This is a genomic window from Acaryochloris marina MBIC11017 (assembly GCF_000018105.1).
GTDB lineage: Bacteria > Cyanobacteriota > Cyanobacteriia > Thermosynechococcales > Thermosynechococcaceae > Acaryochloris > Acaryochloris marina.
Genome location: NC_009925.1, coordinates 6,352,532 through 6,365,604, shown reverse-complemented (window position 1 = coordinate 6,365,604; position 13,073 = coordinate 6,352,532). Strand labels below are relative to the sequence as shown.

6 protein-coding genes and 2 pseudogenes are annotated in these 13,073 nt (G+C 48.5%); 5 read left to right on the top strand and 3 right to left on the bottom strand.

What is annotated here, in order from left to right; translation table 11 throughout:
* Positions 1–318 precede the first annotated feature (318 nt).
* The 3 genes from AM1_RS28330 to AM1_RS28320 form a co-directional block, all read right to left on the bottom strand.
* Complete coding sequence (locus AM1_RS28330; RefSeq protein WP_049783806.1) at positions 319–1,173, bottom strand: serine/threonine protein kinase; 855 nt, start codon at positions 1,171–1,173, stop codon at positions 319–321.
* Positions 1,174–1,455: 282 nt separating this feature from the next.
* On the bottom strand, positions 1,456–1,968 hold the full coding sequence (locus AM1_RS28325; protein WP_041660669.1) for a hypothetical protein: 513 nt from the start codon (positions 1,966–1,968) through the stop codon (positions 1,456–1,458).
* Between the two features lie 560 nt (positions 1,969–2,528).
* Positions 2,529–3,326, bottom strand: a complete 798-nt coding sequence (locus AM1_RS28320) for a hypothetical protein (RefSeq protein ID WP_041660668.1) — start codon at positions 3,324–3,326, stop codon at positions 2,529–2,531.
* A gap of 371 nt (positions 3,327–3,697) precedes the next feature.
* Between AM1_RS28320 and AM1_RS28315 the strand changes: the two are divergent.
* The 5 genes and pseudogenes from AM1_RS28315 to AM1_RS28295 form a co-directional block, all read left to right on the top strand.
* Positions 3,698–4,249, top strand: a pseudogene (locus AM1_RS28315) (IS4 family transposase); the annotation flags it as partial.
* Positions 4,250–4,322: 73 nt separating this feature from the next.
* Positions 4,323–5,327, top strand: a complete 1,005-nt coding sequence (locus AM1_RS28310) for an IS630-like element ISAcma15 family transposase (RefSeq protein ID WP_012166395.1) — start codon at positions 4,323–4,325, stop codon at positions 5,325–5,327.
* A pseudogene (locus tag AM1_RS28305) lies at positions 5,326–6,201 on the top strand (IS4-like element ISAcma16 family transposase); the annotation flags it as partial. The gene AM1_RS28310 and the pseudogene AM1_RS28305, both read left to right, overlap by 2 nt.
* Positions 6,202–6,220: 19 nt before the next feature.
* Positions 6,221–6,970 (top strand): class I SAM-dependent methyltransferase, encoded by a 750-nt coding sequence (locus tag AM1_RS28300; protein ID WP_083776751.1) that lies wholly within the window; start codon positions 6,221–6,223, stop codon positions 6,968–6,970.
* A 144-nt stretch (positions 6,971–7,114) separates the two neighbouring features.
* A complete protein-coding gene (locus tag AM1_RS28295; protein ID WP_012166391.1) occupies positions 7,115–13,057 on the top strand; it encodes a sensor histidine kinase in 5,943 nt (1,980 codons plus the stop codon).
* Positions 13,058–13,073: the final 16 nt, after the last annotated feature.

Here is a 13,073-nt window from a genome sequence, read left to right as displayed (position 1 = left end):
TATCAAACCTCTCCCAAGAAGTTACACCATTTCAGATCTAATGCCCTCCGGTCAAGGCTAACCAACGTTGAAAAGTGATCAGCTTGGGATGTGAAACTAGTCAGAAAGAATGAGTGCTTGAGATGCTCAATTGGATGGCAATAGCAATACTGGAATTGAGATCGCAGCCCCACCCACCATTATCACCTTCACCCCAACGACCACAGATCATATCCTCTAATTTCGCCACCGAGTTTTACAGCCAGGATTGCCTATCGCTGAGGTCATCTTTGCAGGAGACCAGGACCAGGAAACTCGGCATTCAAGTAACGAAGATTCTTACGTGGTGGAAGGTTCAATGGGAACCTCCTGCAAAACAACCAGCATGTCACGGGCCACCCTGAACCGATGCCTTGGATCATAGTGAATCGCTTGGTCGAGGATATCAGCTAACACAGGGTTGACCTCTGGTATGTATTGACGCCACCTCATCTCTCCGTGATAGGCAAAGTCTCGTTTAAATTGCTCAAATGCATTCCCCATCATTAGGGTGATCATCGTTAAACCAAGACTGTAATAGTCGCTAAATGGACCCGTTCTACCGCCCTTGGATTGCTCTGGAGACCTGTAGCTAAACGGGATAACACGGGGGCCAGGATCAACCTGAAGGTCCAAGGGAAAGTGTCCAGTGATTTCTTTGAGAATTCCAAAATCAGTCAGTACCACCTTACTGTCTTGCTTACGCCAGATAATATTGCTTGGCTTCAGATTCAGATGCAGGATGCCTCGATTGTGGAGGGAGTCCAAGACAAGCAACGTCTGACGTAAAATTTCTACGATCATGCCTGGTTCTACAGGATGCTCCCATTGGGTTAACGTTTGGCCCTCAACCCATTCACGAACCCAATATAATTGTCCTTCTTTCTCAAAGCAGGTATACAAATTAGAGATTTGGTCATGTTCTCTACTAATCTCCACAAGGTTTTCCGCTTCTTGCTTAAATCTCTCCTGAAATAACTTGATTTTATTATGAGTACTCTGATTAACCGTAGGCTTCAAGAGAATCGGTTTCGTTTCTTTGACCACACAGAGCTGCTTAGAGGGGTGATGCAAATCCTCCGCCAAATAAGTGATTCCAACGTCTTGCTCATCAAGTTGCTTGATGATTCGATACTGATTTTGAATAAGCGTCACAGCAACAACATCATCTTGGAAAGGGATAACAAATCATTCAAAGTAACCCATCAAATTATCGCTTGAGGGGTTTCTATTATCCACAATGGGGAATTGCTTAGCAAAAAAAGCTGAGGGAGTTGAGGCGGATTATCGGCTTAGGTTGGAGTACTCAACTTTGAGAAACAAGGCATTCTTGTTCTTGATGCACTCTGAAGTGTTTCTACTAGTAATCCTGTGATGCCAATACTTCAGCCTGGATAGACACATATCAGGTTTATTTGTAATGCTCGCGCAATCACTTTAGTCATGATATACAGTTCGAGTTTTGCTAATGACTTTGCCCTCTTCGTCCAGCCTGATGAAATAGTTGACCCAGGCAAAGTCCCACCATTCAGCTCCATAATCCAAGGTGAGGTTATCTGTACCACTGCTTGGTAAACCCAATCGTTGCACAACCCGTTCTTTCTTCATCCCTGGCTGTATGGAGTTAAATTTCTCCTCTGAAAATTGCTCAGGCAAACGAGTCTGGATCAAAGGTTCACTGCGGTAGTAGCATTCCAATTGCACTATCGCAAATGCTCCGACACGGCTACAGAAAATCTCCTGGCTCACATAGAAGAGAAAAGGGAAACTGATGCTTGCAATGACAAGAAGAGAGACTATGATGTAACGTGCTTTGGCCATCCGCCATACAAGTAATCCAAAGAGTAGTGCTAATGCTGGCCCAAAAAACCAAAATAGATGAAAAGAAAACTGAGTGGCTGGTAAATAAATTATTGTTGGGCTGATTATAAAGGCGATGAGGAACGACATAGACACAGCTATTGCCGTTAGCACAACCCGAATCCTTGCAGAGGTTGAATGTATTGCGTTCATACCAGAGTTTGATGGTTTTGATCGTAATATTGCCATAAGCCTATGTGGCCCTGTAACCGGGGAGTTTGGGTTGCACTTCCACGGCAGAATAATCCATTCTTCATTGATGACTTGAGGTCTACTGACTCTCAATCAAGTTCAGACGATGCTTTTGGGAAGAAAGTGTCCGTCCTGAGTAGCCAAAATTGAGGTATTGCGGTTGTTAAGCTTATTTGATGTGAAGTCTACGGTTTGGTATCGAGCTGAGATCGCACTCATCCCATTCCCAAACACCAACCCTATGCACCAAGCTTCAAGACCTTACCTAGTTAATACAAATCCCCTGTAGAATCTGAGATTTTATCGCTTCAAAAGCAGTCAACGGTATTTCACAGGTAGGATTGCAGAGCTTTCTAAGCAGCATCTCCAGCAGTCATGTGGATTGTCGCTGCATAAATCATCTCTACCAAGGGTTCAGAGTCTTTTAACTGGAGAAATTCTAAGGAATGAACCACTTATCAGTTGGCTTTAGATTCCTTAGTAGCTGCATGATAAAGAGGGGTAGCAATGGTTCCAAGTACGTTCAATACGGAAAGTATACTAATCAGCTTCCATGATGTTGAAAAATTATCTGGAGCCATAATGTTTCCCAAAAGTACCATGGAAAACATGGCAATAATGCCAAGGGTCACATATCGCACATTCTGGACAGTCTTATTGGTTGTATGGATCCTTAATAACAGAGAACAGTGAGCAAAGGCGACTGCAACAACGAGGAAAGAGAAACGAACCTGGAGCAATTCTCCCCAGTTGTTGATTTCTTGATTGGCTAAGATAGCCAGATTATTCACGAAAGCCCAAAATCCGCTAAATACTGATACTGCAATACCTATCTGGCCAAATCTATTGTGTTGTGGATGACCAATTAAAGTCGAGCAACACAAACCAGTCATACTGTAGGTTCCTAGAGATACTGTCGTAAGCAAGATAGTGGCTTGGCTGGTATCAAAACTAGATGTAATCAGGGAATAGATAGCGGTCAAAGCGCCAAAAATTAAGCACCCAATTAGACTAATTAAAAATAAACGTCGATAAACAAACCCCTGTGTCGGGAGTGAGTCAGACTTCTTAGGGTTAGCATTCGACTTTGCAGAAAGTTCTGAAATCGGTGGAGGTGGTACCAAAATATCTGCGCTACAGCTCGGACAGGTCATCAATTGTCCAGATTGCCCATTGCTTGTTTCAATTTTGTAGCCGCAATAGGTGCAGTGAAATTTCATGTTGACCTGTTCTGAGGTGCGGTTTTCTGGATTCATTCTTTATAAGCAGACTGAGGACAATGATTATTCCTAGACCCAATGTGCCCGCATGATTGGAATCTATGATTGTTCAAAGACATCCCATTATCATCAGCTTGCCCTAAGAATTGACATAGTTGATCGTTGAGCTAGTATTCTATATCTGCTGTTTAGACATAGAAAACAATCCACTAAATCCCCTTCTGAATCAAAAATCTCATCACCCTGGGCTGGCCACTGAAATGAGATTCATTGAGTACCACTGTGAAATCTTTGCCCGAAGTATTAGACAGGACAAACGCATTGACAGAAATTACACCCAATGTTCAAGAGAGCTATCCCAACAGTCAATGGCACTGACTTAAGAAGTCAGGAAAAGGCTACAAGTCTTGATAGATATAGGATCAAGACTTGCACGCCATAAACTTCTGCCTTTCACTATGTCTGAGTCAGCCGAAATTCTCAAGCAGCAATTTTCCCAAAGCCTGGGTTTACCGTGGACAGATATCCTTCCAGCCTCAAGGTTAGAGGAACTCCTGAAAGAAGAAGCATTCTCCTATCGCAACCGGATATATAGCCCCATCGTTACGCTGTGGGCCATGCTTTACCAAGTGCTATCAGCCGATAAAAGCCTTCGTAACACAGTCAAATGCATCACGACTTGGCTCACAGCGGCTGGCATCCAACCGCCCTCATCTGATACCGGAGCCTACAGCAAAGCCAGAAGTCGCTTTCCAGAGTCACTGTTGCAACGTTTAATTCCCGAAAGCGCTGAGTGCTTAGCGCAACCCCTCTCCCCAGAGCACCTCTGGTGTGGTCGGCCCGTCAAGGTCTACGACGGAACCACCGTGTTGATGGCTGATAGTGCGGCCAACCAAGCATCATATCCACAACATGGCAATCAAACAGCAGGCTGTGGTTTTCCCATCGCTCGCTTGGTAAGTAGATAGCCAGAAATATTTACATCATAATAAGTGGTTTCAGTTCAGTGGATAGCGAATAGCTTATAGCCCAATGAAACAACGTTTTATTCAAGGATTGAGCCCAGAGACCATCCATTTACTCAGCCGAATTCATCGCCATAGTCATCATCACCAAGTCCGTCAACGCGCCCATTGCATTCTCTTGAGTTTTGAAGGGTTTAATGTCACCGAGTTAATGAGCATCTTTGCCGTCACCCGAAAAACGGTTTACACCTGGTTAGATGCTTGGGACAACCACTGCTTAGTGGGTCTGTATGATCAGCCGGGCCGTGGCCGTAAACCTAAGTTGAGAGACGTGCAGAAGGAGCAAATCCGAGAGTGGGCAAAAATGACTCCGCATAACCTCAATGTTGTGTTGGCAAAGATCAAGGAAGCCTGGAACATAGAGGTGAGCAAAACCACCCTCAAGCGCATCCTCAAATCATGTTCCATGAGCTGGCGTCGCCTCAGGCGAGTCGTTGCGGGCCAGCCAGACCCAGTGGAGTATGCAACCAAACGTCATCAGTTAGAGGTCTTGAAGCGTCAGGAGGAAAAAGGTGAGCTGGACCTGAGATATCTCGATGAAAGCGGGTTTTGCTTAGTGCCGTATGTCCCCTATGCTTGGCAGGAGAAAGGGGAAACACTAGGACTTCCCAGTCAACGCAGCGGTCGATTCAACGTGTTGGGGTTGATGAATCGGCACAATGACCTCACTTCCTATGTGTTTGACAAGAGTATTACCAGTGCGGTGGTGGTGGCCTGTATTGATGATTTTAGTCAGACCTGTGACCAACACACGGTCGTGGTGATGGATCAAGCCAGCATCCATAAAAACACTGAAATTGAAGAAAACATTGAGGACTGGAAAGCCAAGAATGTCGAAATTTTCTGGCTACCTACCTATTCACCGCATCTGAATTTGATTGAGATTTTCTGGCGTTTTATGAAATATGAGTGGCTTGAATTTGATGCCTACAAGTGTTTAGGCAGCCTGAGTCTGTATATCGACAAAATCCTTAAGGGCTTCGGAAGAGATTATGTAATTGATTTTGGATAGGTACTTAGTGTTCTTCTGTTTGGTTACCGGTGCAGTGGCGTCAGCTTGTATTGCCTCCTGGGACACCAGTGAAATTGTCATGAGTCGTTTGCTCTATCAAGACCTTGAGGTCGGTGATGTGGTCATGGCGGACCAAGCTTATGGCAGCTATGTTGATCTAGCCATCATTCAACAACACAGGGCTGATGGAGTGTTGCGTAAACATCATGCTCGCAAGACTGATTTCCGCAAAGGCAACAAGCATGGCATTGGTGATCATCAGGTGACATGGCATAAGCCAGCCCAACGGCCTGAGCACATGAGTGAGCAAGATTTTGCCCTGATTCCTCAAACATTGGTCGTTAGAGAGGTGTGTTTGCGCTTATCCCTTAAGGGCTTTCGCGACCAGCACATTATTGTGGTGACGACGCTGCTGGATGCTCAACGCTACAGCGCTGGGCAACTGACTCGCTTGTATGGCTGGCGTTGGCCAGTGGCGGAAGTCAATCTGCGCCATCTCAAAACCACCTTAAAAATGGAGATGCTCAGTGCCAAAACTCCGGATATGGTGCGCAAGGACATTTGGGTACATTTGTTGGGCTATAACCTACTCAGAAGTCTCATGGAACTTGCGGCACCGCTAGCAGATAATGCTAGAACTCAACTGTCTGTGCAAGGAGCACGACAACACTTCAATCAGATGCTTGCTTTGTTGGCGACAGCCAACCGTGCGACCAGAAAGCGGTTGTTTACTCATCTACTTGAGACCATGGCAGCCGATCTATTACCCTCTCGACCGAATCGGCACGAACCGAGAGTCGTCAAACGCAGACCCAAATCTTTCCCGCGAATGCGACAACCTCGCTCTGCTCTCAAAGCTAAGCTAGCTGTTTGATTGAGCTTAAGTCAGTGCCATTGATCCACAGATTGCTCAACGCTTGCTTGACCATGCTTTTCTTTCTCAAGGACAGCGAGTTTTAGACTTAGCCACAGGAACTGGACTGGTGGCTATTGATGCGGCTCAGCGGGTGGGACGAACGGGCAGTGTGATCGGGGTTGATATTGCTACAGATATGATTGAATGCGCCCGACAGAAAGCTGCAGCGCTAGGTCTGACCAATGTTGACTTTTTGGTTGCGGATGCAGAAGATCTCAATTTTCCTGCTGGAAGCTTTGACCATCTGTTCTGTTCGTCGGCTTTAATTTGGATGTCAGATTTACCTAAAGCTTTGCGGTTATGGCATCGCGTGCTAAAACCCGGTGGCTTACTAGGCTTTCATGCCTTTGCAGAGACTGCATTCATCGCAGGTGTGGTCGCTCAACGGGTACTTGAAAGGCAGGGTATCTCCGTGTTGTTAAATAAGCCAACTGGAACGGTTGAAAAATGCCATCGGCTCTTAACCCAAGCAGGCTTTGTTGATATTGACTTTAAAGTTGAAGTTGATGGCAGCTATCTCAGTTTGGAGAGGTTGAGGGGAATGTGGCTAGGGGACAGTTCATCACCTGCTCCTGGACAATATCCTAATCCAGTTTCTCTGCTTAGTGCTGAGCAGTTAGCTGCCGCAAGGGCTGACTACGTCCAAGAGTTGGAGACACTCCAAACGGATCAAGGCATTTGGAGTGATAGTACGATTTTCTATACCTATGGCCGAAAAGCACTCTAATTTGGCGTGAATGGAGGGTTGTGCTGTTGTTAGCCCATGACGGTACGGAAGTGATGAATCAATTCTGCCCTATCGATTGGCTAGGGTCTATTCTCGTCAGGTGCGGTAGCATCGGTGTACGCCAGCCAGCAGGAGCGAGTCGTAATGACTGGAGTACTTGAAGATGGACCACAGCAATTACAAAGGGAAGGGGGGCTACGACAAGACTGCCTGCTTATGGGGGTGGCGGAAGCAGCTCGAAAATTGCTAACCATCGCAGATTTTGATACGGCGGTTAATGGTGCTCTGGAAGCGATCGCAACTGCTGCAGAAATCGATCGCATCTTTGTCTATCAAAATCATATAGAGCAGAATACCCGCAGAGAGTTCGCAACCTGTCCCTATGAGTGGACAACAGCGGGTGTTGTAAAAGCAAGTGAGCTTCCCAATCAATTTCCAATGTTTTACGACGAAATTGAGGGATATAGCGAATGGCTATCTGGTTTAAAGACGGGCCAACCTATACAAAAGTTGGCCCGAGAAATGTCAGTGTTAGGGCAGGATAAACAAGTCCAGGAACAAGCGCTGTCAGTGCTCACAGTGCCCATTTTTGTAAGGGGCGAGTATTGGGGGAACTTTGGCTTCGATGACTGCACCACCGAGCGGGTATGGAGTGAGGCAGAGATTGCAGTGCTGGAGACGGCAGCAGCAAGTTGCGCGGGAGCGTTGGAACGGCGCGATAATCTAGCAGAACTACAGCGGCGAGATGCACTACTCAAAAGTGTAAATGCAGCAGCGCAGTGCTTAGTTGCAACGAGTGAGCTAGAGCAAGCGATTCCAGAGGCATTGAAAATATTGGGACAGGGAACCCAGCAGGATCGGGTTTATGTGTTTGAGAATGTGTTTCCCAAGGGGCCGGATGAGGGGGTTTGGGAGATGCCCTACGAATGGGTGAAGGAAGGGATTCCTTCAAGTGCAGAGATTACAACCGTTGACTGGCCCCTTGCAATGGCTTCTTTCCCCCCCATTGTGAATGACTCTTTCTCAGCTGGACAAGAAGTTCAGTTTTTAGCTCGTGATTTGCAAGGTAAAGCCTTACAAATAAATGAAGAAGGCCAAACATTGTCATTGATTGCTGTACCCATCGCTGTCTCTAGCCAATGGTGGGGGGTTTTGGGATTTGATGACTGTACAACTGAGCGGGTATGGAGTGAGTCGGAAATCGCTGTTCTAGAAACAGCAGCGGCTTGCATTGGCAGCGCGATTGAACGCGATCGCACTCGCAAAGAACGTGAAGCAACAGCTCAGGCTCGTGCTGAGGAGCTGTCTCAAGTCAACAGTATTTTACAAACCAGTCTTACTAATCTCGCGAGTCAAACAGATCTCAATGCTTTTTTAGGTCATGTGACCCACCTCATCAATCAGGCTGCTGGCGCTTATTCCGGTTACGTGTTCTTACAGGACATACCTACCAACACCTTAGAGTTGCGGCTTTCAGTCCAAAAAGGGCAGATCCGTATTGGTGCATCTGCAACTGATCCTGAGTTATTTCAACACCCCTTCCCAACCGATATTACGCCAGCCTACCCGGATTTATGTCAAACCCGTGAGATTGGTTTATATGGTGTTTATTTAGATGTCGATTCAGATCTGATGTGGCCTGGGACGACAGAATGGCACCGTCGATCCGGACATAAAGAAGCGGCGGCTGTGGCTTTATTTGCAGGTGATCAACCTATCGGAATGCTAGGACTCACCTTTGATCATGAAGTTGATCTTAGGGATGAAGATCGAGACCTGATTCGAGCCTTAGCAGACCAGGCTGCTTTGGCGATTCAGCTTGCAAACCTAGCTGAAGGAACAAGGCAAACGGCTTTATTACAGGAGCGGGAAGCTGCCGCTAAAGCACAAATTGCTGAGTTAGCAAAACGAGATCGCATTCTTCAGGCAACGGCGACAGCGTCCAAGGTATTGCTCAATAGCGAAGATTTTGATGCATCAGTGAGTCAGGCTCTCCAAATTCTAGGCGACAGCCTAGGGTTTGATCGCATTGGGGTTGGTCAGCAGTTCGACGATCCAGCAGGAGAAACTTCAGGCTTCGTGCGATTTCTGTACGAGTGGCATGCTCCCGGCGTTGGCTCTCAGCTCCGAGATTCTGAAGCTATGACCGATTTCCCCTGGGAAGAAATGGGTTTAGAAAGTTGGTATGAAGCAAATCTCAGGGATGAAGCCTTTGGTCAGGTTCTTGAAGACTTGCCCGAACCCTTTCGTTCTCTCCAGCAAGCGGTGAATGTAAAATCTACCCATAACATTCCAATTTTTATGGAAGGTCAGTATTGGGGGGTTTTTGGAGTTGACCACTGCCGCGAGCGGAAGTTGTTGACGGAGGTTGAACTCGTCGCCCTCAAAACAGCAGCGAACTGCGTGGGGGGAGCCATTACCCGCGATCGCACCCGCAAGGAAAAAGAGGCCGCTGCCAAAGCTCGTGTGGCAGAGCTTGCTGAACGCGATCGCATCCTAGAAGCTGCTGCTGCTGCCGCCAACATCATGCTCACCGAGGGGGATTTTGACAGTGCCGTAAACCGGGCAATAGAAATTATCGGGCTGGGGTTAGCGGTTGATCGGGCTGGGGTGATGAGACATTTTGATGCAACTGCCGACACCCCTGGTTATCATCAAGAGATCTATGAGTGGGATACAGCAGGTGTCTCGCGGCAAATTGATCATCCTGAATTAGCGCGGATTAGCGACAGCGGCATAGAGTTCGTAGTAGAACAGCTTGCCCGAGGAGAGGTGTTTGGCGGCGTTGTCGAAGAGCTGCCGGAGCCATTTCGAAGTGGACAGCAGGCGTTAGGTGCTCAGTCTGTCTATGCTGTGCCCATCATCGTTAATAACCATTACTGGGGCATTGTTGCCCTTGATGATTGCCACAACCAAACTCGCCGTAGCGAAGCCGAACTGGAAGCACTTAGAACCCTTGCCAATTGCATCGGAAATGCGATTGAGCGAAACGACGCCCGCAAGGAAAAAGAGGCCGCTGCTAAAGCCCGTGTAGCAGAGCTAGCTGAACGAGATCGCATCTTGGAAGCCACAGCAGCAGCAGCCAATGTTTTGCTAACAGATAAAGACTTTGCAGGTGAAATTAAGCAAGCGCTCCAACTCATTGGGGAAGCCGTAGGAACGGATCGGGTTGGCATTGCCCAACATCTTGAAGATCTCACCGAAACCAGCCCTGGGCACTGGCTAGTGATTCATGAGTGGTCTATTCCTGAGATGACCCCTGTCGCCGAACTTTGCTATCCAGACCCCATGCAAGGAACCTATGGTGGAGCTGTTCAGCTCTACGCGATACATCAACGAGGTGAAAGTTTTAGCATCAAAACGGAACAGATGATGGAGCCGTTTCGTAGTTCTATGGCGTTTATGAACATCCAAACGTTACATGCGGTCCCTATTATTTTGCGCGAGCAGTATTGGGGCACCGTGGTGTTTGGAGATTGTCGCCAGCAGCGGCAGCGTAGCGTAGCTGAACTTACGGCCCTACAAACCGTAGCGGATTGTATCGGCAATGCCATTGATCGAGATCGCATCCGCAAAGCCCGTGAAGCTGCCGAGCGCAAAGCTCTCATCGAACGGGAACGCGCAGCCCGTGCGGCTGAGCTGGAAGTTGCCAACCAAGTCCTGACCATTCGCGATCGCTGGTTAGAGACCACCGCTACCGCTGCCAACCAGCTCCTAACCGCCGACATTGCGACTAGTGTTAACACAGCTCTGCAGACGATTGGCACCAATCTAGAGAGCGATCGCCTGGGCGTGATGCGTCATGTTGCTGATGTGACTGAGCTAGGTCATTTCCAGATCCTTTATGAATGGGATTCAGCGGGTACTGCTGCTCAAATCGACAATCTAGAACTTCACCAGATGCCTGCCAATGACTTTGCTGAGTGGACCTGGCATTTGATGACAGGCCAGCCCGTCGGTGGCCCCGTAGAAGAACAGCCCGAACCCTTTCGCAACACAATGCGGAGCCTTGGTACCCTCTCGACCTATGCCGTCCCCATCTTTATTGAGGCGGAGTTCTGGGGGGTGATGTTTATGGACTACTGCCGTGAATTGCGGCAGCTTACCTCTGCGGAATTAGCCGTGTTTAAAACCGTTGCCACCTGTATTGGCAGTGCTATCTATCGAGAGCAAATGAGATGCAATCGCGAACAGGCTGAACGCGATACCCTTCTGCAGCAAGAGCGGGAACAAGCGGCCCAAAAACGAGCTGCTGCTCTGGAAATCTACAATCGCCAACTTCAACAGCGCGATACGTTACTCAATAGCGTTAATGCTGCCGCCCAGAGCTTGGTAGCTAATGAAGACCTGGCTACGGCATTACCCACAATGCTGAAAATCTTGGGTGAGGGAACGGGCCAGTGTCGGGCCTATATTTTGCGGAATTCACTAGATGAGCAAACAGGCCAACTGTTGTTCAACCTGATGCTGGAGTGGGATGCCCCTCAGATTCCACCCAAAATGGAGGTAGGGGCTCATTTCCCAGTTCCCATCGATCGCTTTCCTGACCATCTAACCGCTCCCCTCAAAGCAGGACGGGCAACTCAATTTCTGGCCAGTGAATTGGACGGTATCAATCCCGCAGATCGTCAACCTGGGCAAGTTCTCTCTCTTGTGGGGGTTCCCATTACGGTGGGTGGAGAATGGTGGGGATTATTAGGATTAGATGATTGTGTGGAAGAGCGGGTCTGGAGCGATGCCGAAATTGCGGTTTTAGAAACTGCTGCTTCTGCAGTGGGGGGTGCTGTGGAATGCGATCGCACCCGTCAAGCTCGGGAAGCTGCCGAGAAAGAGGTTCTGGCCGAGCGGGAAAAAGCTGCGCAGGAGCGGGCGGCGGAGCTAGCCAAAACCAATGAAGCGATATCTCAAACCCTGAATGCCCTCACCACCGAGCCAGAACTGGATCGCTTTCTTGGCCAAATCTTGACCCAAATCATCGAGCAAATTGGCGCAGATGATACCCACCTATTTTTGTATGATGCCGAGACTCATACTTTGCACTCCCAGCTCGCCGTTCAAAACAATACTGTTTACCTCGGCAATGCGCCTAACGACCCTGAACTTTTCTACACCGATATTCCTGCCGATATTACAGCAGCTTGGCAAATCCTCATCAGCTCTGATAAGCCCTTCACCTTAGACGATGACAATCCCAAAGCCGCAACGTTCCTCTGGCCCACAACCTTAGAGTGGCATACCTCCCGGGGCCACCAGTCTGCCACCTGTGCTTGTATGAAAATTGGCAACCAACCCATTGGATTTATTGGTTTTGCCTTTTGCGATCAAACTGTTCTCAGCACTGAACAGCTCGAATTTGTCCAAGCCCTCACCAACCAAGCTACCCTCGCTATTCATCTCACCCGTCTGGCTGAACAGGCCCGAACCAACGCCCTCACCGATGAGCGCAATCGCCTTGCCCGCGAGATTCACGACACCCTGGCCCAGGCGTTTACGGGTATCTCTCTCCAGCTCGAAGCCGCTAAAAATATCTTGAGCCAACAGCCTGAAACCGCAAAGAGCTATCTCGACCAGGCCCGCGACCTCACCCACCAGGGTCTTTCCGAAGCTCGCCGTTCGGTGCACGCTCTGCGCTCCGAAGCCCTGGAACGCGAAACGCTTGTCAAAGCGCTTCAGAAAAATCTTACCCAGATGACCCTCAATACGTCCTTACAGACGGAATTCCAAATTCAGGGGACTCCCATTCTTCTGGAAGAAGGGCTGCAGCTCAATCTCCTCCGCATTGGTCAAGAGGCCATTACCAATGTTCTCCGTCATGCCCAGGCCAAAACCCTCACCGTTACCCTGGCCTTCACAGACCAAGAGGTTGGCCTTTGTGTCACGGATGATGGCGTGGGCTTTGAACCCCAAGATGTGGCAGATATAACAGGATTTGGACTAGTGGGGATTCGTGAGCGCACGGTCCGTTATCAAGGCCAAGTCAAAATCACCAGTCATCCTGGTGAGGGAACCACGATAGAAGTGAAGATGCCAGTGCAGCCCAATGCATCCTCCCCAGGCAGGGAAGAGGATGGCAGATCTGGACGTTGATTCTAGCCTTGCAAAA